At 45.0% G+C, this 22,333-nt stretch carries 26 protein-coding genes and 1 riboswitch; of the genes, 2 read left to right on the forward strand and 24 right to left on the reverse strand.

Going from position 1 to position 22,333, the window contains the following annotated elements:
- Positions 1–103 precede the first annotated feature (103 nt).
- Positions 104–334 (reverse strand): anti-sigma-F factor Fin family protein, encoded by a 231-nt coding sequence (locus MHH63_RS23890; RefSeq protein WP_036678789.1) that lies wholly within the window; start codon positions 332–334, stop codon positions 104–106.
- A gap of 84 nt (positions 335–418) precedes the next feature.
- On the reverse strand, positions 419–979 hold the full coding sequence (gene pth / locus MHH63_RS23895; protein WP_341172168.1) for an aminoacyl-tRNA hydrolase: 561 nt from the start codon (positions 977–979) through the stop codon (positions 419–421).
- 125 nt (positions 980–1,104) lie between these two features.
- Between pth and MHH63_RS23900 the strand changes: the two genes are divergently transcribed.
- A complete protein-coding gene (locus MHH63_RS23900) occupies positions 1,105–1,305 on the forward strand; it encodes a hypothetical protein (RefSeq protein WP_036678792.1) in 201 nt (66 codons plus the stop codon).
- An 88-nt stretch (positions 1,306–1,393) separates the two neighbouring features.
- Here the strand turns inward: MHH63_RS23900 and MHH63_RS23905 are convergent, their stop codons facing one another.
- The 13 genes from MHH63_RS23905 to MHH63_RS23965 form a co-directional block, all read right to left on the reverse strand.
- Positions 1,394–2,347: a ribose-phosphate diphosphokinase gene (locus tag MHH63_RS23905; protein ID WP_036678796.1), complete on the reverse strand. Its 954-nt coding sequence runs from the start codon at positions 2,345–2,347 to the stop codon at positions 1,394–1,396.
- Positions 2,348–2,434: 87 nt separating this feature from the next.
- Positions 2,435–3,835 carry a bifunctional UDP-N-acetylglucosamine diphosphorylase/glucosamine-1-phosphate N-acetyltransferase GlmU gene (gene glmU, locus MHH63_RS23910; protein WP_076138495.1) on the reverse strand — a complete coding sequence of 467 codons (1,401 nt, stop codon included), beginning with the start codon at positions 3,833–3,835 and terminating at the stop codon, positions 2,435–2,437.
- A 272-nt stretch (positions 3,836–4,107) separates the two neighbouring features.
- On the reverse strand, positions 4,108–4,395 hold the full coding sequence (gene spoVG, locus MHH63_RS23915) for a septation regulator SpoVG (protein WP_020425826.1): 288 nt from the start codon (positions 4,393–4,395) through the stop codon (positions 4,108–4,110).
- Between the two features lie 209 nt (positions 4,396–4,604).
- A complete protein-coding gene (gene purR, locus MHH63_RS23920) occupies positions 4,605–5,432 on the reverse strand; it encodes a pur operon repressor (RefSeq protein ID WP_036678807.1) in 828 nt (275 codons plus the stop codon).
- Between the two features lie 75 nt (positions 5,433–5,507).
- Positions 5,508–6,362, reverse strand: a complete 855-nt coding sequence (ispE, locus tag MHH63_RS23925; RefSeq protein WP_076138497.1) for a 4-(cytidine 5'-diphospho)-2-C-methyl-D-erythritol kinase — start codon at positions 6,360–6,362, stop codon at positions 5,508–5,510.
- 140 nt (positions 6,363–6,502) lie between these two features.
- Positions 6,503–6,679: a small, acid-soluble spore protein, alpha/beta type gene (locus tag MHH63_RS23930; RefSeq protein ID WP_036678812.1), complete on the reverse strand. Its 177-nt coding sequence runs from the start codon at positions 6,677–6,679 to the stop codon at positions 6,503–6,505.
- Positions 6,680–6,822: 143 nt separating this feature from the next.
- A complete protein-coding gene (gene veg / locus MHH63_RS23935; RefSeq protein WP_019914493.1) occupies positions 6,823–7,098 on the reverse strand; it encodes a biofilm formation stimulator Veg in 276 nt (91 codons plus the stop codon).
- Between the two features lie 276 nt (positions 7,099–7,374).
- Positions 7,375–8,277, reverse strand: coding sequence for a sporulation peptidase YabG (gene yabG, locus MHH63_RS23940; protein ID WP_036678813.1), 903 nt, complete (start codon positions 8,275–8,277; stop codon positions 7,375–7,377).
- 164 nt (positions 8,278–8,441) lie between these two features.
- Complete coding sequence (gene rsmA, locus MHH63_RS23945) at positions 8,442–9,326, reverse strand: 16S rRNA (adenine(1518)-N(6)/adenine(1519)-N(6))-dimethyltransferase RsmA (RefSeq protein WP_036678815.1); 885 nt, start codon at positions 9,324–9,326, stop codon at positions 8,442–8,444.
- Entirely contained in the window at positions 9,323–9,874 is a 552-nt protein-coding gene (rnmV, locus tag MHH63_RS23950) for a ribonuclease M5 (protein ID WP_036678817.1), read from the reverse strand. Before rnmV ends, rsmA begins: the two co-directional genes overlap by 4 nt.
- Before the next feature lie 176 nt (positions 9,875–10,050).
- Positions 10,051–11,217 carry a 3D domain-containing protein gene (locus MHH63_RS23955; RefSeq protein WP_076105834.1) on the reverse strand — a complete coding sequence of 389 codons (1,167 nt, stop codon included), beginning with the start codon at positions 11,215–11,217 and terminating at the stop codon, positions 10,051–10,053.
- Positions 11,218–11,502: 285 nt separating this feature from the next.
- Positions 11,503–11,732: riboswitch (cyclic di-AMP (ydaO/yuaA leader) on the reverse strand.
- A 198-nt stretch (positions 11,733–11,930) separates the two neighbouring features.
- A complete protein-coding gene (locus MHH63_RS23960; protein ID WP_036678823.1) occupies positions 11,931–12,701 on the reverse strand; it encodes a TatD family hydrolase in 771 nt (256 codons plus the stop codon).
- Positions 12,702–12,752: 51 nt separating this feature from the next.
- The gene (locus MHH63_RS23965) at positions 12,753–14,036 is read right to left on the reverse strand and encodes an HD domain-containing protein (protein ID WP_076186801.1); all 1,284 of its coding nucleotides are present in this window, start codon (positions 14,034–14,036) and stop codon (positions 12,753–12,755) included.
- A gap of 295 nt (positions 14,037–14,331) precedes the next feature.
- Between MHH63_RS23965 and MHH63_RS23970 the strand changes: the two genes are divergently transcribed.
- Positions 14,332–14,586, forward strand: coding sequence for an AbrB/MazE/SpoVT family DNA-binding domain-containing protein (locus MHH63_RS23970; RefSeq protein ID WP_036678829.1), 255 nt, complete (start codon positions 14,332–14,334; stop codon positions 14,584–14,586).
- A 419-nt stretch (positions 14,587–15,005) separates the two neighbouring features.
- Here the strand turns inward: MHH63_RS23970 and rsmI are convergent, their stop codons facing one another.
- The 9 genes from rsmI to MHH63_RS24015 form a co-directional block, all read right to left on the reverse strand.
- Positions 15,006–15,917 (reverse strand): 16S rRNA (cytidine(1402)-2'-O)-methyltransferase, encoded by a 912-nt coding sequence (gene rsmI / locus MHH63_RS23975; protein ID WP_341172169.1) that lies wholly within the window; start codon positions 15,915–15,917, stop codon positions 15,006–15,008.
- Positions 15,914–16,687: a tRNA1(Val) (adenine(37)-N6)-methyltransferase gene (locus MHH63_RS23980; protein ID WP_341088159.1), complete on the reverse strand. Its 774-nt coding sequence runs from the start codon at positions 16,685–16,687 to the stop codon at positions 15,914–15,916. Before MHH63_RS23980 ends, rsmI begins: the two co-directional genes overlap by 4 nt.
- 109 nt (positions 16,688–16,796) lie before the next feature.
- On the reverse strand, positions 16,797–17,162 hold the full coding sequence (yabA, locus tag MHH63_RS23985) for a DNA replication initiation control protein YabA (protein ID WP_036678835.1): 366 nt from the start codon (positions 17,160–17,162) through the stop codon (positions 16,797–16,799).
- A 30-nt stretch (positions 17,163–17,192) separates the two neighbouring features.
- Positions 17,193–17,993 carry a PSP1 domain-containing protein gene (locus tag MHH63_RS23990; RefSeq protein WP_036678838.1) on the reverse strand — a complete coding sequence of 267 codons (801 nt, stop codon included), beginning with the start codon at positions 17,991–17,993 and terminating at the stop codon, positions 17,193–17,195.
- Positions 17,994–18,132: 139 nt separating this feature from the next.
- Positions 18,133–19,107, reverse strand: coding sequence for a DNA polymerase III subunit delta' (holB, locus tag MHH63_RS23995; protein ID WP_076099912.1), 975 nt, complete (start codon positions 19,105–19,107; stop codon positions 18,133–18,135).
- A 17-nt stretch (positions 19,108–19,124) separates the two neighbouring features.
- On the reverse strand, positions 19,125–19,568 hold the full coding sequence (locus MHH63_RS24000; RefSeq protein WP_036678842.1) for a YaaR family protein: 444 nt from the start codon (positions 19,566–19,568) through the stop codon (positions 19,125–19,127).
- A 51-nt stretch (positions 19,569–19,619) separates the two neighbouring features.
- Positions 19,620–19,949 (reverse strand): cyclic-di-AMP receptor, encoded by a 330-nt coding sequence (locus tag MHH63_RS24005; protein WP_036678844.1) that lies wholly within the window; start codon positions 19,947–19,949, stop codon positions 19,620–19,622.
- Positions 19,950–20,075: 126 nt separating this feature from the next.
- Positions 20,076–20,717: a dTMP kinase gene (gene tmk, locus MHH63_RS24010; RefSeq protein ID WP_341172170.1), complete on the reverse strand. Its 642-nt coding sequence runs from the start codon at positions 20,715–20,717 to the stop codon at positions 20,076–20,078.
- The gene (locus MHH63_RS24015) at positions 20,718–22,256 is read right to left on the reverse strand and encodes an aminotransferase class I/II-fold pyridoxal phosphate-dependent enzyme (RefSeq protein ID WP_341172171.1); all 1,539 of its coding nucleotides are present in this window, start codon (positions 22,254–22,256) and stop codon (positions 20,718–20,720) included.
- Positions 22,257–22,333: the final 77 nt, after the last annotated feature.

A 22,333-nucleotide genomic window follows, 5' to 3' on the forward strand; every position in this document is an offset into this window, starting at 1 on the left:
AACGGTGGCATAGCCACCGTCACCTATTATGATTGGAATCGAAAAGAAGCCTCAGCTGTAACGCCAAGGCTTGCGGATGACGATAGAGACAGGCGCTTCCACCTTACTGAAGCGGACTTGTCAGCAGGCTAAGCTCCGGATTGTTCTCTAAAGCCTCCTTGCAATAGTCGCAAGTAACCTTTACCGTGATTTCACCTTCTGAATTATACGCTATTATATCTCTGCGCTCCGCAGGGGTCAAGGAATGAAGGCCCAACTGCATTTCTGTAACATCACTTCTATTAATACTGCCTAGAGATGTCTTACAGTGCCTACAAACATAGTTTATTGCCATCTATATGCCTCCTGAAGGTACTATATACCTTCAGTATGTCCGGGCAGCTTCATCTTTAGCCTTAAAAACAACAGGGTTTACAGATTAACCATTGAACTTAGCCATCGTCTGCTCAAATGAATGCTGTAAGCTGTATTCCAGTGCATCACAAGTATTAAGGATCATTTGCTTAAGCGGATTGCTTTCCTTCTTAGGAAAAGTAGAAAGAACATAATCGACAATAGCAAAACCTTGCTCAGGACGAGAAATACCCATTCGTACCCGATTGAAATTCTGTGTTCCTACATGCTGTATGATGGATTTAATTCCATTATGTCCACCAGCGCTTCCTTGATAACGCAAGCGGATTTTTCCGATTTCTGTATCCAAATCATCATAAACGACGATCATATCTTCAAGTTGAACTTTGTAATAATCCATATAAGCGCGAACGGCCTCACCGGACAAGTTCATAAAGGTCATGGGCTTAATCAATACGGTTTTGACGCCACCAATGACCCCTTCACCGATGACGGATTTACATTTGCTCTGGTTGAAGGCAATTCCGTTCTGGGCAGCAAGCTCGTCCAAAGCCATAAAGCCAACATTATGCCTTGTTTTCGCGTACTGTGTTCCGGGATTTCCCAATCCGACAATCCATTTCATTATCGAACCTTTCCTTTCCGTTCGGGCTCTCCGGCAAGAGGAGTCCGTTTTTGGTACAATAGATCTAATCTACATATCTCTGTGCAACCAGAGCGAAATTATACTCCGAAGACAGGTGATAACCCATGCCGCACAAAGGCGAATTATTGACACATCAACGCCATTTTCAGTACCACATCCAATATGCTGTGCCCGTGGAAATATACAAGGGCGACGTGCATATTGATATCGGTGTATTAACAGCGGTAGACGAAGCTTTCGTGGAGCTACAAGGGACACTCTATAACCGCAGTTTATTCACCTTTGTCTCCCGTCCCGGATATTAAATCCAGTAGTTCTACCTGTAGCACGCCGATAAGGGTTACATCTCCGAGAACGGAGGTGTAACCCTTTTGTACTATTCATTCGTTATATTTATTCAATCTCGAACAATTTACTAATCGACAACTCTTCATGAACGCGGATAATTGCCTCACCCATAAGTGGAGCCACGGACAACACCTTGAGCTTAGAGGTTGGATTCGCGCTGCGAATTGGAATGGTATCCGTCACGATAATTTCTTTGATTGGAGAATTCTCCAGACGCTCGTGTGCAGGACCAGACAATACTGGGTGTGTACAGCATGCGTATACTTCCTTCACGCCGCCTTCCATCAAAGCATTAGCACCAAGTACGATCGTTCCAGCGGTATCGATGATATCATCGATCAGGATGGCTGTTTTGCCTTCGATATTACCGATGATGTTCATAACTTCGCTGACGTTAGGTTCTGGACGACGCTTGTCTATAATAGCCAGTGGAGCGTTCAGGAAATCAGCAAGCTTTCTTGCACGTACTACACCGCCATGGTCCGGCGATACGACAACTGGGTTCTCGATTTGCTTGGAACGGAAATACTGAGCCAGAATCGGTACACCAAGCAAGTGATCCACTGGAATATCGAAGAATCCTTGAATCTGCATGGCATGAAGATCCATCGTGATTACACGGTGAGCGCCAGCCTTTTCAATTAGATTCGCTACCAGCTTAGCGGTAATGGGGTCACGGGAACGGGCTTTACGATCTTGACGGGCATATCCGTAGTAAGGGATAACCACGTTGATGCTTTTTGCGGAGGCACGTTTAAGCGCATCTACCATAACCAAAAGCTCCATCAGGTTATCATTTACAGGGCCACAAGTGGATTGAACAATATAAACATGGCATCCCCGAACGCTTTCTGACAGCTTGACCTGAATTTCTCCATCGCTGAAACTTGTGGTGTGTGATTCACCCATCGGAATCCCGATGTAATCAGCAATTTGACTAGCTAGCTTAGGATTGGAGTTACAGGTGAAAATCTTTAACTTGGAATCACAATAAGTCATAAAATATAAACCCTCCGTGACGGAATTTAGCTTTCCAAAGGCGCCGGCGCGGAAATATAAGTCCGTCCGGCGCTTCTTAGCAACGCTTTACGATGGACTCGAGTGGTCTTTCTTCGCTTTTGCACGGGAACGGATCTTCTCTGCATATCCCGGTTTGTTCTCTTGTCTTACTCTAGCTACAGCCAGATCGTTCTCGGAAACGGAACGTGTAATTGTCGAACCTGCTACAACAAAAGCCCCTTTGCCCACAGTAACTGGAGCAATAAGGTTAACATTACTGCCAATAAAGGCATCGTCTGCGATTGTTGTCTTGAATTTATTATACCCGTCGTAGTTAACGGTAATCGCACCGCACCCGACGTTTACATTCTTACCTACAGATGCGTCGCCGACATAACTAAGATGTGACACTTTTGAACCGTCACCAATCGTAGCATTCTTGATTTCGACGAAATCTCCAACCTTAACCTCTTCTCCAAGCACAGAGCCTGGACGCAAATAGGCAAAAGGCCCAACGGTTGTCCGTGCGCCGACTTGAGCTTGATTCAATACGGACTGCTTAATCGTTGCATCATCCATAATCTGACAGTCTTCGATTTCACTAGCCGGTCCGATCACACAATTGTCCCCGATTACAGTCTTCCCTTTCAGGATGGTTCCTGGATAAAGCGTAGTATCTGATCCGATAACTACATCTGCTCCGATATAAGTGGAGGCTGGATCAATGATGGTCACACCGCCCAGCATGTGTTTACGATTAATACGTTGACGCATAAAGGCTTCCGCTTCGGACAAAGCTAAACGATCATTAACGCCGATAGACTCAGCTGCGTCATGGGTCTGATATCCTAGTACGGTATCCCCTTGTGAACGAAGAATCCCAATCACATCAGTCAAATAATACTCCTGCTGGTTATTACTGTTCGTTACCTTCTCGAGTGCAGCAAATAATTTAGCATTATCAAAACAATAAGTGCCTGTATTGATTTCTTGAACGGCATCTTCTTCAGTAGTGCAATCCTTCTGCTCTACAATCTTCAGAACGCCGCCATCTTCACCACGAATAATTCTTCCGTAGCCAGTAGGTTTTTCCATAACAGCTGTCAATACGGTTGCAGCCGCATTACGCTGTTCATGAAGCGCCATGAGTCCTTCCAGGGTCTCCGTGGTTACGAGTGGTGTGTCTCCACAAATAACTATAGTTGTTCCTTCTTCGCCAGCAAGTAAATCCTTTGCTTGTTTGACAGCATGGCCAGTGCCGAGCTGAGTTTCCTGCAGAACGTATTCCGCTCCTTCACCTACATAGGCCTTAACTTTCTCTGCGCCATGCCCAACAACAACAACGGTGCGCTGGCATCCGGTCGCTTTTACTGTATCAAGCACGTGCCCTACCATCGGCTTACCGCAAACGGGGTGCAGCACCTTATATAATTTAGATTTCATTCGCTTGCCTTGACCTGCGGCAAGTACTACAGCCATTCTTTTCAAGAATGCCAACCTCCTACTCTTGAACTCACTACTGAATATATCTCATTCCGGGCAAAAAGAAAAGAGAACCATGAAGTCATGGTTCTCTTTTCTATAAACCCCAAGTTAGAAAAGCATTTATCGCTGCCTTTCGAAGATGTCGTCAAATCCTTCACCAGCAATAGCTTTTCTTGCAAGATCAGGCTGCTAATTCATGAAGTGTATGTCGGTGTGATCTTATCAAAAACGGCGGATCCTACGCCACCCAAAAGGTAGCCGTCTTCCGAGGAAGCCTAAGCTCCCTCTTCAATAACTTCTTCTTCTTCCGTAGCGGCGCGATCGTACTCGGCCAGAACCGCGGATTGAATCTTCTCGCGTGTTCCCGAAGAGATCGGGTGCGCGATATCGCGGAATTCGCCGTCCGGTGTACGCTTGCTGGGCATTGCAACAAACATCCCATTATTGCCATCGATGACGCGAATGTCATGAACAACAAACTCGTTATCGATGGTAATGGATGCGATTGCTTTCATTCTCCCCTCAGAGTTAACGCGGCGGAGTCTGACATCCGTAATTTGCATGTGTGTGTTCACCACCTTTTTCCATCAGAGACTTGGTGTATAATTCCACACAGCAAAGCGAATTCCTTCTTTTTGATTCCATAAAATACCTAAAAAAGAAATATATTTTTTGGGATATGTTGTTTTCGACATACATCGAGTAGTTTTCTTAATATTCCTTACGTTTTCGACAATTTCCACGCTTTTTGAAAATGTAAGAGAATGGCTAATCAAGAGGAAAAGTAGTTGCCCGGATGCGCCGAAATTCTCCGCTCTTTCGAGTCTACTTCACTTAGTTTTACCAAGGACACGTAATCGTGCAACAGACGCTCTTCCGTCTCTACAGCGCCTGATTCCACTAAAACGCCTACCCCTGCAACCTCGGCATTAAATTCACCGAGCAGATCGACCATACCACGTACAGTCCCTCCCGCCTTCATGAAGTCATCTACGATAAGTACTCGCGATTTCTCCTTGAGTGCACGTCTGGAGAGAGACATTGTGTGTATGCTTTTATGAGATCCTGATACGTAGTTAATACTTACTGCTGATCCCTCTGTAACCTGATGGTCACGTCGCACAAGCACTACCGGCAAGCCTAGCTGTGCTGCTGTTGCATAGGCTAGTGGAATGCCTTTCGTTTCAACGGTCATCACCACATCGATTTCCGATCCGTAAAAGGCCGTTGCGATGATCTTACCCGCCTGTTCCATCAAAGACGGCAACCCAAGTAGATCCGACATATACAAATAACCGCCAGGCAATATCCGGTCAGTCTGCTCTAGCTGCACACATAAGCGCTGCACAAAGGTAAGCGCCATATCTTTAGGCATAACCGGGATATAACGTACTCCACCCGCTGCGCCAGCTAAAGTCTGCAGCTCTCCGATGCCTTCACCTTCAAATACTTCTTTTATGATTGCCAAATCTTCACTAATGGAGGACTTAGCAGCTCCATAGCGATCGGCAAATATAGACAGCGGCAGTAGTTCATGCGGCCGCTCAAGTAAAAACTGAGTCATGTCTACCAAACGTTGGCTTCTTTTTAATTTCTTCACGGAATGCTCCTCGCCAAAACCGAATATTTTAGAAAAATATATCACTTTTGTACGGGTTTACACAAGAGAAGCAGACTAATTCAGTGATCTCACTGCGTAGACTTCCTTGCAGAACCCTCGCAGTCCGTTGTAAATCCTTGCTACTTTAGACTGCTTGGACACTAATCCGAATACGGTAGGTCCGCTACCTGACATCAGTACGCCATCTGCTCCAAGCTTTATCATCGCTTCCTTAAGTTGCTGAACTTCTGGATGCAGTTTTAGGGTAACATCTTCAAGCACGTTGCCCAGATGGTTGCACACGCCCCCAAAGTCTCCAGCTTCTATCGCTTGCTGCATCTTTCGAGCAGAAGGATGAACCGCTATATTATTGCTCCGAACGCGTCCATACACTTCTGCAGTCGATACATTGATCGGTGGTTTCGCCAACACAACCCAGCATTGTGGCGGGTTATTGATTGGTGTCAGCTTTTCGCCTCGTCCTGTAGCCAAGGCTGTGCCGCCTGTGACGCAGAAAGGTACATCAGAACCCAGCTCAGCGCCAAGCTCCTGTAGCTCCTGTGCAGGAATACCCAGACGCCACAGACGGTTTAGACCGCGTAGCGTAGCTGCGGCATCACTGCTGCCGCCAGCCAGGCCAGCCGCAACCGGAATTCTTTTATCCAGATGGATATGTACCCCACTCTTCACGTTATAACGGTCTTTAATAAGCCTTGCCGCCTGGAAAGCTAAATTTTTCTCGTCCAGGGGAATATAACCAGCCTGACTTGATATTATAATAGTATCCCTTGGCAGCTCAGACAGCTCTAAGCGGTCTGCTAAATCTACCATGGTCATAATCATTTCCACCTCATGAAAACCGTCAGCACGTTTGTGCAGCACATCCAGCATCAAATTAATTTTAGCTGGTGCCTTTTCATACATTTTCAAGGCGTTCACCCACCTTCAGCTTTTCCCGTAAAAACAACTTAACATATTATATGAGAAACTTCTAATGAAGTCCAATAATAAAAGGGTGTCGCCATTTAGACGCACCCTTTTTCAGTAATATTCACTTTATAGCCTAAAATTTAAGATTTCCGCGCAGCCTGTTCAGCAAGCTGTATCGCTTTTTTCACCATGTTGCCAGCATCTTGAGTTGTAATTCCACCCCAGCCCTCACGTTCCACGGTTTCATAAAAACCCAGCTCCTTGGCTAACTCTGTCTTCAGTTCCTCCGACATCATGCCTCGTTTTCTGCGGCTCATTACGGAATTCCTCCCTTATGAAAATAAATGATTAACCCGTTGCCCAATTAGTATGCTTGCTTAGCACACGGATCATGCACCAAATATTTGTCTCAAAAAACGCAAACAAAAAACAGCCTCCAAGGGAGACTGTTCGTGAAACATTAAGCTTTAATATACATAATCCGCATCTGCCCATCGTCTTCACAAACTGTGATTTCCACAGATTCAGTAAGTATATCGGCATAGCTATAGGAGACTCGCTTAAAAGTTTGCTGCTCCTGATCCAGTTTGACAATAAATACAGAAGGGTACGTTTCTTCCAGGACACCTGTGCGTTCAACGGTTTTACGACGACCTCCGTTTGCACGCAATGTGATCTTATGACCGACGTGAGCTTCAAGACTGCGTTTGATTTCCAACAGCGCGTTATTAGCCATTACCTGACGACCACCTCTTTTCTTGTCCATTATACAACTTTTTCAGGACAATGTCAAAGCAAATAAATAATTAATTATAGTTGATGCATATTTCGTTGTCAACGGAATTTTTTTGCGAGAAATCAGCGCCGGACTAATATCCTTGTTATCTGTAATATAGGCATTACAAAGAAAAAAAGAAAGGGTTAAGCTCAGCGCTCACCCTTTCTTTCGGATATTCTATTCAGCCCATTCAAATTACCTATATTCCTGACACCATAGACCTATCTCTGCCGCTTAAATGGCTGATGGTGTCACTTTTAGCGCCGACAGATTCTGCAGTCGCGGCATTCCGATGCGGAAGCTGCCACGGGTCTCAACACCACCAATACCCTGATTACCGCTGATGGTATTATTCAGAACATCGCTAAGATTTACAGTATCCCTGATGGAAGTAAAGGATGATTTTGCTGCTACATACACGGGATCCAGAGCATGGATCAAAATTCGACCAGGTGAACTGGCAAAATTAGCTCCAGCTCCAAGTAAGGCCTCGAAATGAGATTGACAAGCACCGGCAACAATAGTCAACGCATCAAAATTCCGCTCATACTCCCTAGCTACCCTAATAGCAGCTATAAAGTTTTGCGAATTTTTATAGCTATTCAGACTATACAGATCGTAAGTATGCTGTTGCTTCAGTACCCCATCATGACCAGTGATCACTACAATATCTGGGCGTACACGGGGCAACAGCCGGTATAACGTATCAGCCATTGCAGATTCATGAACATGATGCCCTTCAGCGGGAATCCGCAGCTGCTCGTATAAGCTAAGGCTCTTATTCAAATATGCCGGATCGCCATCCAGATGCAGTACTTTACCTGGCACTTCAAAATAAGGAGCTTCCTTGGACGGTGGAGCCCATGTCCCCTCTGTTAGGGTTCCCCCGCTCCGCTGACTTTGCTCCTGACGGTCCTTCCGCAGCTGTGTCAGTGATTCCTTCGCTTTGATCTGTGCTTGCTGTCCCCGTTCCGTTATTCGGGTAGGAGGCACTTGAACCAGGTCATCCAGAGGAGAATCCGCCAACAGGCGGAAATCTGTGCCTTTAATGACGGCTCTATCCTGCACAATATTATCTACACGAAATGTTAAATCACCGCCATAAGATTTGCGAACGACCAAGTCTCCTAAATTCATTACAACCACCACCTCTACCCCATCGTATGGGCAAAGGCCTCAGTTGGTTCATAACTCAACATATTTTTAAAATATAAGAATGTATAATGCTCCACCAGAATAACATCCTTATATTTCTACGAGAAACGGTTGTCGTCCTTAAGACAACAACCGTTTCCTATTGCTTATTCAATTCCAGCGGCTAGCAAAACACCGCTTAAGCGGGCGTATTCTTCAAGACTGAGTGTTTCTCCGCGACGGGTCGGTTCAATACCCGCTTCTGCGAGTAAAGCCTCCAGCTGCTCACGTCCTTGTTCAGGGAAGTAACGAGCCTTCAGATTGTTAGCAATCGTCTTGCGGCGCTGTGTGAAAGAAGCGTGAACCACTTCAAAGAAATGCTTCTCACTCTCCACCTTTACCGGAGGATGCTCTCTAACCTTCAGACGGATAACAGCAGACTCCACATTAGGTTGAGGGATGAATACCGTACGTGGCACGATACAGACGAGCTCAGGCTCGCTGTAGTACTGCACGGCAATGCTAAGACTTCCGTATTCCTTTCCACCTGGAGATGCAGCCATACGCTCCGCAACCTCCTTCTGAATCATTACAACGATGTTATCAAGGGGAAGCTTCTCTTCGAGCAGCTTCATCAGAATCGGAGTAGTCACATAATAAGGCAGGTTAGCAACCACACTGACCTTGTTCACAGTGGTGAAATCTTCCTTGAACATTTCCTGCAAGTTCACATTGAGGACATCATCGTTACGAACCTTAACATGGGGATAGGGGGAAAGTACGTCTTTTAATATTGGAATCAGTCTACGGTCAATCTCTACGGCAGTTACAGCACCCGCTGTTAGTGCCAGACGCTCCGTCAGCGCTCCAATTCCCGGCCCGATCTCCAGCGCCCCAGAATCGCTATCTAGTCCAGCAGCGTCTACAATCTTGTCCAAAATATTCTGATCAATCAAAAAATTCTGTCCCAGGCTTTTCTTGAACTTGAATCCATAACGTTGAATAATCTCTTTGGTCCGTTTTGGAGTCGAAATTTCCTCTCTACCACTCATGAAGTAATGCCTCCCTGATCAATTTGGGCGAGAGCCCCGGCAAATTCCTCCCGCGTAATCCCAAACATCGCCAGCCGCTTGTACAGCTGTTTGCCGTTACAATATCCGATTCCAAGCAAATTACCAAGTGCCATACGTCTTTCAGCAGCCCGAGGGTGTACAAGCATTCCAGCGGCCATAAGATCATCAATACCAATCAAAGCAGGTGCTCCTTCAAAAGAGGTATGTACATTACGCAGCGCATGACGAATCGCCTCTGGCGATGCATTCTCTACACCGATATCCCCTTTTCGAGTTGCGTCCTTCTCTGGAATAAAAGCATGCTTGCAGCCCGGCACCTTCGCTGAAACGATTTTACGAATTCGCTCCCCAGCATGGTCCGGGTCCGTAAGAATAATAACCCCTCTACGTTCCATAGCAAGCGCGATCTTAGCAATTACAGTCCGGTTTACAGCAGAGCCGCCTGTCTCAATGGTATCCGCTTCTACAGCACGCTTAATGGCTACGGTATCGCTTTTGCCTTCAACGACGATTAATTCCTTAATCATATTTCTTGACTCCTTCCAAAAAAAGCAAAAAGAAGAGGATTCGCTCCTCTTCTTTTGGTTAAAGAATGTATAAGTGATGAGCGGTTGCTCTGCGATCAACGAAATGATCATCCAGCGTTCCTTAACGGTTATCATCACTATAGCTTATCAAAGGATTTTTTGCAAAAGCTTCAGTTCTAGTTAAGCTCTGGTTTCACAGGTCCAATCACATAAACGGTACGTGATTTACGGCCGAAATTACGAGCATGGCTCAGGGAATCATAATAGACATCCACTTTATTGCCTTTAATGGCACCGCCAGTATCCTCTGCACGGCGGAATCCAAGCCCATCGATATAAACCCACCAGCCAATAGGAATTACATTCGGATCTACTGCAATTGTACGACCTTCCGTTACGCGTGTTCCGGAGGCAGTTTTAGTACCTATCCCTGGCTCTTCTGACGAATAAGCTGTCATGGAGACGTTCTTAATCATCTTCTTGTACTCAAAGTCTACGCCAGCCTTGCTTGTGACGTTCTTAGTCTTAGCGCTAACTTTAGTCGTTTTGGAGGTAGTGCTTGATTTGGAAGTTGTTGTAGCTTTAGCAACTACAGTAGGCTTAGGAAGTGCTTTAGTACCAACGGCAATGATCTTATCTTTTGTTACCGTTTGTACTTCCTTGCCGATCATGCGCATAGAGGCCAGTTCTCCGTCTTGATAGATCTTTTCAATATGCTGAACCATGACGCCTGGTTTGCCTGCCTGTGCCACTCTAACTGTTCCCACAGTAAGGGAGGGATCTGCTGTCTTAATAACACGGAAAGGTAAGTTAGTTGTTCGCTGTACCGTTTGCTTGTTGATACGAACGATCTTAATCTCCATGTCAGCAGAGATGGTGGTGTCTAACGAAGGAAAAATCTTATCATAGCCTTCTAGGTTGATACCCAGTTTGTCAATCGCTTGACCGATAGTGTCTTCGGTCGTATATAACGTTTTTGTTGCTCCGTCCGCAGTAAGGCTAAATTTCTGCGCACGATTGATAACGACACGGTCACCGTCTTTTATTTCATCACTCAGACCTAAAGATAATTCATCATGCGGCTGCAGCGAAATTTGCTCTTTCTCCAACACATCACCAAGAAGTGCTTCTCGCGTTTCAAGTGTCTGTGTTTGCCCGTCTATTACTAAAACTAATTGTTTATTACTTTGACCGTGTACGTACAGCAGAATTAACAGCGCGATTGCGATTGAAATCACACCTGCAAGTAAAAGTACGCGAGTATTTACTTGCTCCCACCGTAATGCGAAAGACCTGCTGGATGACTGCGAATCATGGGATACCTCTGGTTGGAATAAGCCCATTCTCTCCATCCTCCTTACATAGCCTCGTCGTCAATTTGTATATCATGAGGACTGAATTTCTTTGACGAAACTATTTGAGATTGTCACAGGATACGCACGTATTAACTTAGCGTCTCCTGCTCATGGATCGCCTGCTCGGCACAGCTACTCCTACACCTGTTATATAACAGTATGCGGGCAACATTCAGTTTATTCAAAAATAAAGAAGCCTAAAAAGAGTTCTCTTGAGGACTCTTTCGTGGCTTCTCCGATGTCAGAATACGCGGGAATGTTTGTGCACGAGGTTGCCTCTCTTACTTGCGCTTACGGGGTTAGCTGTCGGGTTCGGACGAAAGAGAGACGCCCTATTTCAGGTCACCCGCTCACGGCGGTTGCCCTTAAATTCACCCCAAAGACCACGTGAAGAAATCAAATATTGTTCTGCGGCAATTCCTAGTCGTATTCAAGATACAGGCATGCGGCAGTTCAATATTGGTTCCCCCGTTCTCCATACGGAGACTCAGCGAGACGATCCATGAATCAATGGCTGTCACAATAACAACAGCTCACATCACTGAAAAGATGATATCCTGTTTTGATGCATGTTGTAAAGGACGATTCAACCACGTTTACGCAAATATATGGTTAAAATATTGTAATAATCAGCCGTTTTTATATTAAAAAAGTTTAATATATCGGCCATTCTCTATTTTTCACCCGTTTTACTCCTGTTTTCAGACAATCCCAAATCGTTCCAGTGCGTTCGCATACGTAATTTTAGCCAATTCTTCCCATGTTAACCCTTTAATTTCAGCCGCAGCCTCTGCTACTAACTTCACATGAGCACTCTCATTTCGCTTGCCTCGGAAGGGGTGTGGAGTCAAATATGGAGCGTCTGTTTCGATCAATAATCGGTCCAATGGCGTCTGTGCAAGCACCTCTTTAGGCACTCTGGCATTTTTGAACGTGATCGGTCCTCCAAATGACAAATGAAATCCTAGATCTAGACACATTTTTGCGGTTTCCCAGCTGCCTGAGAAAGAATGCATTACGCCACCAATTTCATTTGCTTTTTCCTCCCGTAAAATCCGTACGACATCTTCATGGGCATCACGGTCATGTATGCAGATTGGCATTTTTAGTTCACGGGCTAGTCCAATTTGTTTGCGGAAGACCTCCTGCTGCACATCCTTGGGAGAGGTATCCCAATAATAATCCAACCCAATCTCTCCGATGGCCACCACTTTCTCATGGCTGCAAAGAGAGGCGATCCAATCGAGGTCCCCCTCTTTCATATCAATCGCATCCTGTGGATGCCAGCCCACCGCTGCATAAATATAATCATAAGATTCAGCCAGCTTCATCGTTGAAGGGATCGTTTCCCGATTAAATCCAATATTGATCATCTTGCTAACTCCGGCCTCTACTGCACGAGCTATAACTTCCTCGCGATCCTCGTCGAATTGAGGCGCATCTAAATGTGTATGTGTGTCGAACAGATACATTTTAAAGCTCACTCCTTGTTGTTTTTATCAATAGTTCCATAAATATTTGTATTATTTTGCAAAAATCTCTGCTACAGAAGAGGGCAACCGTGTAAGGGCTTTTTTCAGCTTATCCTGTGGGAAATATAGGTGATATCTGCCACGATGAATTCCGCTTATTGAGCGCACAATATCCGATACCTCTGAAATTTCCCGCAATTGCTCATTGCGATCAAGCAGTAAAATTTGATTATTGTCGAAGGCTGCTCCTGGACGGAACACATCATAAGGCAAATCTGTCGGATAATCAATCTCTAAGTCATATTCTGGGTTAAGTCCCGCTCCCGCAAAACTGCTGCGGATTTCCGTAATCATATCTGTATCCAAATTCTCGATCTCTACATATTTATACAGTTTACGATGAATAAAACGGGTACACAAGTCGCTTAATAACTCATCTTCTTCAAGTGTCCATTGCATAAAAGCAGTCTGTACCAGTGCCTCATCAAGCATTAAATATTGCTTCACTGTTACTTCTCCTCGAAAGAGATCTTCCAGCGGAGCGATCATAAAGCGAAATTTGTACCCCTCTTGGAACAATTCTTTAGCTCTACGGAAGATTTGACGCAAAATAATTTCAGAGCTGCGCGTCACCGGATGAAAATATACCTGCCAGTACATTTGATAACGCGACATTAAATAATCTTCAATGGCATGCATACCTGATTCTTTTACTACAATCCGCCCATTATAAGGACGAAGCATTCTCAAAATCCGATCAATGTCGATGGTTCCATAGTTTACACCTGTATAGTACGCATCACGCAGCAAATAATCCATACGATCAGCATCCAGCGGACTGGAAACCAAATTGACAACAATTTCATGCTCATATGTCTTAGAGATAACTGAGGCTACTTTACGAGGAAAATCTTCCTCCACATCACGCAATATTTCGGTGATCTCCGTGTCCTCCAAAATAATTCGGCAGGTCCAATCCTCATGGTTCATTTCAAAAGCTTCTTCTATAGAATGTGAAAATGGACCATGCCCTAAATCATGCAGCAAAGCCGCACACAAAGTAAGCAAACTTTCTTCAGGAATCCAATCCTTATACCCGCTGCGCTCAAATTGCGAAATGATTCTGCGTGTAATTTCATATACTCCTAAAGAATGAGAAAAACGACTATGCTCTGCACCATGAAAAGTGAGATATGAGGTACCTAACTGGCGAATCCGGCGTAAACGCTGAAATTCTTTTGTATTAATTAGTCGCCAAATAATCGTATCCTGTACGTGAATATAATTATGAACGGGATCCTTGAAAACTTTTTCTTCCGTGAGCGGCTGCTTCATGAGATCAACTCCTTCTAATAATTTAATATGATTTTAACTAATATCAGTATATAATAAGTAATTATGTCGTACTTTGTCGAAAAGTATCATTTTTGGTCTTGGTAAATCGACAAAATGCTTTCAGGGTAATTCTTAATTTTTATAGGGACATTCAAAGTTCTTATGGAAATTTTCTTATTCGGCCTATGAAAAAAGGTTGACTGATTTGGGAATCGTTGGTATTATAAGTATCATAAAACAGTGAACAATGTCGAATAATGACGTTTTTGGAACATTGAGAGGAGTAACGATTGTTATGATGAAATCAACAGGAATTGTAAGAAAAGTAGACGAACTTGGACGGGTTGTTATTCCTATTGAATTACGCCGTACACTTGGCATTGGCGAAAAGGACGCACTGGAAATTTACGTTGATGGCGAACGGATTATGCTTAAAAAGTATGAGCCTGCCTGCATTTTCTGTGGCAACGCTGAGAACGTAACTTACTTTAAAGGAAAAATAGTTTGTCATGAATGCATATCTTCCATCCCTACCCCTGTGACAAACTAAATTAAATAGTATATAATAGAACTAATCAAATTGTTAATTCTAACCTTTTCATATCTCCTTGACCTCCCGTGACCGCGGGAGGTATTTTTTATGTCTGGGTTTGCCCTCCTGGTTATCCCCTCCCTAAGGGCAATGTGCTTCAAGACGGAACTAGTAATACTTAGTTGTATTTCTTACAGTTATTTTAAATGCTTTTTACCATTAAACGAATTAATTGTATTTTGTACACTTATATTTCCTATATCTCCGTGAAATCAATCCTTTCCACCTTTATAACTGTATGAAGTACAACTAAACGAACAAATACATAAAAAAATTCAAAAATAACTGTACAAATTACATTTAACCTACAGATAAATCACTCAAGCTCGAAACGGCTCCAAAAATCCTTAGTTATTCTAGGAATTCGTCTATAACACTTACTCTTCTGCTCTATCAAGCAACGCATTATAAATATCCCGTTTGGCTACACCCCGGTCTGATGCCGCTTTTTTCATAGCCTCTTTCCGTGGTACATCCTGTGCTTCGTAATGAGCTACATGATCTTCAATGCTTAACTGACGCCACCACGCCGATTCTGCGATTTCTGCATCTTCCTTGCTCTCCCCTTCTACGACAATAACATATTCGCCTAGCGGAGGATGTTCAGCCACCCATAGTGTACATTCCTCAATCGAACCGCGTAGAAACTCCTCATATCTTTTCGTTAATTCACGTGCCAACACAATCTGGCGATTACCGAATGCTTCTTGAAGATGAGCAAGTGTCTTAACTACGCGATGGGGAGATTCGTAGAACAACAAAGTGCCTTGAGCCGAACGAAGTGGACTTAATACTGCTCGGATGTCCTTACGCTCTCGGGGAAGAAAGCCGATAAAGGTGAACGTATTCGTAGATAGACCAGAAGCGATCAAAGCTGACAACGCTGCGTTAGCTCCAGGGATAGGAATCACCGGAATTCCATGACTTATTGCAAGGGCTACAAGATCCGCTCCAGGGTCAGAAATCGCTGGTAAACCGGCATCGCTGACGAGTGCCAAATTTTTTCCTTCTATTATATAGCGTACAAGCTCAGGTCCACTGGCGGCCTTATTATGCTCATGATAACTAAACAACATCGAAGGTGAAATCTCAAAGTGGCTGAGTAATTTTCGGGTCTGTCTCGTATCTTCCGCGGCAATAATATCACATTCCTGCAATGTACGGACTGCACGATAGGTCATATCCTCCAGATTACCGATAGGTGTAGCCACCAGAAAAAGCGACCCTGTTGTCTCCTGAGTACTGGTATTAGTCTTGTTTTGAAAACTGCTTTGACATGATATCTTCATGATTTACCCTCTTTAGCACCATAGTAGATGTCCATAATCTCTGGACAGTATTGATTGTCCTCATTATATACGATGAGCGGTGGTTGTAAACGAACCTCAGGCTTTCCATCACGTGCGGCTTCGATTAATACCATATTTGCCTCCAGATGGGCACGTGGATGTACAAACCGAATAATCTTTGGCTCGAGTCTATATTGTCTCATAAGACTGATAATATCAACCAACCGTTGTGGTTTATGAACCATACTTACCTTTCCGCCCGTCCGAACCAATCGCACACAAGCCTGAATGACCTCCTCCAGTGTACAGCCTATCTCATGGCGAGCCATAGCCTGATGGCTGTTCAGCTTCAGATCACTGCCATTAAGCGGCATATAAGGAGGGTTCACCGTTATTGCATCATACACACCATGTCCTGCGGTAGTATATAACTCGCGCAAATCACCTTCATGAATTACAACCTGATCCTGAAGGCCATTTAGAGCCACGCTACGACGAGCCATATCAGCTAAACGAGGTTGTATTTCAATACCTTCTATAGAAGCTTTTGTCCGGGTAGTCATTAAAATCGGTATTACACCATTTCCCGTACAAAGATCTAGAACTCTTCCACGTGGCGGAACACTGGCGAAACGAGCAAGCAATACAGCATCCATAGAAAAACTAAATACTTCATCACTTTGAATAATGCGCAGATCATGTGTTAGTAAATCATCCACCCGCTCCGTCGGTAACAAGGGGACAGATATATCATTAAAAGAATTCGTCATGTAATAATCTCCTAAAGGTTTTGTTGAGAAAAACTTGCTTCAAAGCCATATGCCTATGGGCTAAAATTCAAAAAAAACCGTAGGATTAATCTCCTACGGCTGGATATCCTCATTTATTAAGAAAAGAAAGACAGAACAGACAGTCACCTTCCGTGCGTAAATGTCCAAAATAAACATTACAGATGTGAAAGCCTTCGTGGTAAAGTCGAGCCAAGTTGTCATAACCTTCCCCGACAACCTCTTCTGTTCCCTCTCCGGTAGCTAAAAGAGCTTCCGCCTCCGCAGAATCTACGGTAGGATCCAAAGGTGCATCCCGCTTTAAAATTTTGCGAAGCTGTTCATTCTCCAGAGTTAACCTCTGGTTAGCTTCCATCAGTTCTTTTACCGTCTGTTTCCATTCTCCAAGATTGGCGCGCATCGTTTCCATCTGCGCTTCCATATCCTGCATGTGTGCAAATATATTTTTCTTCTCCAAGTTTCCACCCCGAAAGTAACCTTATATGGTTTACTTGACGACAACATCATCCATTGGAAGTTCCTTAACTTTGCCCACTTCAAACAACTGTACATGAACCGTACGGTTTCCGGCATTGATTCCTACTACTTTGCCATCCCCCAATGAGGTCACGACAATTTTGCCGACCGCTGGCATTTCTTCCTTTACACTCTCATAATTGTCATGCTCAAATTTCAAACAACACATCAGACGTCCACAAAGTCCGGAAATCTTCGTCGGATTAAGTGAAAGGTTCTGATCCTTGGCCATTTTTATGGATACGGGTTCAAAATCCCCTAACCATGAGGAGCAGCAAAGCACTCGTCCACAAGGTCCAAGTCCACCTAGCATCTTAGCTTCATCACGTACCCCAATTTGCCGAAGCTCAATGCGGGTCCGAAAAATACTTGCCAGATCCTTAACCAATTCTCTAAAGTCAACGCGTCCTTCAGCCGTAAAGTAAAATATAATCTTATTACGGTCAAAAGTAAACTCTACATCTACGAGCTTCATTTTGAGACCGTGGTCGCGTATTTTATTTAAACAGGTGGTAAAAGCCTCCTTAGCGGCGCTTTTGTTCTCCTCAACAACGCGTGCGTCGGTTTCTCCGGCAATACGCATCACTTTTTTGAGGGGTAGTACAACATCGGACTCCTCCACCTCTTTTTTGCCTACGACAACCTTACCGTATTCCACCCCACGTGCTGTCTCAACAATAACACATTGATCTCGTTCAATCGGAAAATCAAGTGGATCAAAATAATATATTTTACCCGCTTTTTTAAAACGGACACCTACTACGCTGTACAAAAATTAACCCCCTTGTTTGCCGGTAAAAGGAACCTATGGGCATGTCCGCTCCCTGATGATCCATGCTTGTCCTTCCTCGTCTGTTAAAACGATACTTCCAGGTAAAGCGACATCCGGAGGATATATCATTGCTAATCCTTTAACTTTCCAGTCGGATTAAGAACTGCTCCAGACACAACTGGGCATTGGCATTGGAACGCAGCTTCTTAGTACTCTCTGCAGCATATCCCATATAAGCCACCCATTGTTCCGCACTGCGCCCACGGGCATGCCTGGAAATAAAGTCTAACTGATCTATAAAAACGATACTTTCGTGCTTGCGGTACAGGAAGTAGAGCATATCTTTAAACCATAGATGGAACATGCTGAAAAGGATATCCAAATGTTCAGCGAGCCCAGTCTTGAACAGCTTCTGCCCGGCAGTTGCTACCGTGGAGCTGCCCTTGCTTAAGGACTCCTTAGCTAATTGTAACACTAGATTTCTCATTTCTGCAAACCAATTCTGTTCCAAAAGTTCCCTGCAACCATCAAGTCCCGAACTGAGTGATACTGCACATCGAGCTAAGGGGATCGGCACACCCTCACTTGCTAGCGCTTGAAGCATAATATCCGGATTTAACGGACTAAATGGGATCCGCTGAGTCCGTGACTGAATCGTCGGCAATAAAGAACGACTATTATCAGATATTAGGATTCCCACTGCCGGAGCTGGCGGTTCTTCCAGAAACTTCAACAAACTATTGGCAGCTTGTACCGTCATTTTGTCTGCCCCATCTATAATATAAACCTTTGGATTCACACCCTCAGATCGATAGGAAAAGACACGCTGCAGCTCACGGATCTGGTCTATTTTTATGCTTGCACCGTCGGGCTGCAGCAATGACAAATCAGGATGGTTTCCATGCTCAACCTTTCGGCACTCTAGACATTCGCCACAGGCGTCATCCTTGCTTTCCGTGCAAAAAATTGCTTGGGCAAACATCAGCGCCGTCTTCATTTGTCCACTGCCTGCTGGTCCTGTAAATAAATAAGCATGGCTCACAGCATCCTTGCGCAAGGCATTTTGGAGTAGCCGTTTAGCATGCTCCTGGCCTACTATATCATGAAAAGGCATAATTTCCTCCCAAAACTTTAAAAAGAAAGGTTGATTAACAACCCACGAATTTCTCCAACACGTCCCAACAGATCTATTCGGCCCTGCTCACTATTCAGCAGATCGTCTGCCATAGATAGCAAAGCCGCATCAATTTCCTCAAGCAGCTTGTAACGCTTACCCCGCCCACGTCTATCCCATCCACGTGTCTCTTTCAGTATAACGCCTCTACGAGCGGTTTCTTCCAGAAACCTTTTGATCATCATCCGGTAAATGGTGAGTTCACGAATGGTCATAGACTTAGATAAACGGTCGCCTTGTGACTGTATTTCTTTGATCTGGCGGTTTAGTTCATCTTTGGTTTTCTGTTCACCTTGCTGCTGAAAAACGTCAGAGAACGATTTCTGCTGAACAGGCTTATTAGCCCCTTCTGCATTTGGAAGCTCACTCTTTAAGGGCCTATATCCCGGATTGATCTTCAAAGGTTATCTACCGCCCCTTTTTTGTAAATGACTTACTCATTTATATTATACTTAATAATGTTCGAAACGATCTACAGGAAGCACGAATACAGTAGCGCCACCGACCTGTACTTCAACAGGGAGCGGTAAATAGGAATCCGTCGTGCCACTCATCGGAGTTACTGGAGTGACTAGTTGTTCACGCACTTTACAGCTGTTACGGATAACGTTCAATACAGCTTCGATCTGACTGTCTTCTACCCCAATCATAAATGTCGTATTTCCCGCCCGCAGAAATCCACCTGTACTTGCGAGTTTGGTAGCACGGAAATTGGCTTTTACTAGCTCACTGGATAACCGGTTACTGTCTTTATCCTGGATAATTGCAATGATCAACTTCATCTTCGCATTCCCTCCCAAAAAAGTTTTATGGAGTATTACTACTTAATGTGTTCTTAGTAGTAACCTCACTTCATAAGCAAACGCTTAGTTATATGCCACTTCTCTTATTATATTAGACAAAACACCCTAAAAACCCTTTAATACTCTCTCTTCAAGAGTTCTCACGATATCTTGTTCTACCAGATAAATAGGGCGGTTTGCATCAAGAACTACTATTCTCTCCGGATTCGCCTTAATTAATAAATGATAACCTTCACGAACCTTCTGATGAAAGGCAAGACTCTCCATATCCAGACGATTGACTTCGCGATCTTGATTGGCCGCAATCCGTGATAATCCAATCTCAGGGTCTACATCCAGATAAAAGGTTAGATCGGGCATGCGATTTCCAATAGCAAAACGGTTAATACTCCACACCTCTTCCATACCTAATCCTCTTGCATGTCCTTGATAAACGAGACTGCTGTCTACAAAGCGGTCACAGAGGACTGTAAGCCCTTCTCTAAGAGCTGGCTCTACTACTTCAGCGAGATGTTGGCTTCTTGATGCAGCGTACAGCAATGCCTCAGTACGTGCATCCATTGCAGTATGGGCAGGATCCAGAATAATAGAGCGAATTTTTTCGGCGATTTCTATGCCTCCAGGTTCACGTGTAATTCGATAGGGCATGGACCGATTCTGCAAATATGCTGCTACTCTGCCCAGTACCGTTGTTTTTCCGGAGCCTTCGCCCCCTTCTAATGTTATGAAGAAACCTTCTTTGCCCACTTATACTTCTCCGCCCTTCTGAATGTTGTATACCTTAATACGCTGCAAGACCGGATCAGCACAAGCCTGGAACTTCGCGCCTCCATAAGCTAAACCAGTCAGTCTTTGCTGTATCTGATCTGTGATGACCTCACCCGGATATAATAATGGAATGCCTGGTGGATAGGGAATTACCATTTCTGCAGCTACTCTCCCCACGCTGTGTTCAAGATTAATACTTTCTACCTCATTGGCTGACACCGGCTTCAAAGAGAAGGGAACAGGTGCTGAGATTTGTAAAACATTCAAATTGTTCCACGTGGAAATATTTCGAGATTCTGAAATGCCTGCGGTGTGCGGTGATTCGGATGTATCCTCCGACTCTATTTCCCGCAGCGCCTGCAATAACCTTGCTGCATCTTCAGCCTTCGAACCGAGGCTGAACAGCAGCACTACGTGCCGGTCGTCACTCATCTCCGGCACACAGCCCTTAGCCTCGAGCCTGCGCTGCAGCTCGAAACCGCCTAGGACCCCGGTGGCGTCATAAATGACGACTTTGAAGGGGTCCTGCGTCTCGTACGCCGCCTTATGCAGCGGCGTGCCGTCGTGCAGCGGCTCTGCCGGCTGCACCAATCCATAGCGCGGCAGCTCGGCAAGGCCGCGCCGCAGGACATCCACGGCGGCCAGCCCTGCCGTGAAAGCCTCGCTGCCCCGGCTGTGCAGCAGCCGCCGGGCAAGATCAAGTGACGCCATCATAGGATATGATGGGCTGGAGCTCTGCACCATGGCGAGCCGCTGCGAGAGCAGGGCGCGGTCGAGCCGCTGCCCTTGAACATGCAGCATAGCGCCCATGGTCATCGCAGTGAGCATCTTGTGCGTGGACTGCACTACGCCGTCCGCGCCACAAGCAAGCGCCCCGGCAGGCAGTGCCGGGTGCTGCCCGTAATGCGCCCCATGCGCTTCATCGACAAGCAGCGGTACACCGCTGTCGTGGCAAATACGCGCGAGGGGCGCAAGGTCACTGCCCATGCCGTAGTAATTGGGCATGGTGACAAATACAGCGGCGGCTTCCGGATAGGCTGCAAGTGCAGCCTCAACAGCTTCTGCCGCCGGCGCTACTGCCAAGCCGCTGAGTGGATCAATCAGCGGCTCGACGAAAACAGCCCTCACTCCAGCTAACATAAGACCATGAATCACTGATTTATGCACATTTCGTTGAAGAATCAGAATCATTCCTGGCTCGGGGCAAGACGTTAGAATCAGCGCCAGGTTACCCGCCGTACTTCCGCCAACTAGAAAAAAACTCTCCTCTGCTCCAAAGCAATCAGCAGCCAGCTCCTGTGCTTCCTTAATGACTCCCTCAGGATGATGAAGATCATCCGTGCCGGTAATCTCCGTAACATCGTACTTCATGACCTCATCTAGAAACCCAGCGCCTTCTACGCAGTCATATGCCGCTCCATTTTTATGTCCCGGCACATGATAAGATATATTACCCACAATTCTATATTGCTCCAGCATTTCGTATACAGGTGCCCTACATCGTTGTAATTTATTCATATTAAATTCCTTCCCATAGGGTTCCTTCTATTTTAACGTAAATATTCAGAAACTCCTATGTTTCCTCATAAAAGCAT

The sequence above is a fragment of the Paenibacillus sp. FSL H3-0310 genome (assembly GCF_038002785.1).
Lineage (GTDB): Bacteria > Bacillota > Bacilli > Paenibacillales > Paenibacillaceae > Paenibacillus_AQ > Paenibacillus_AQ odorifer.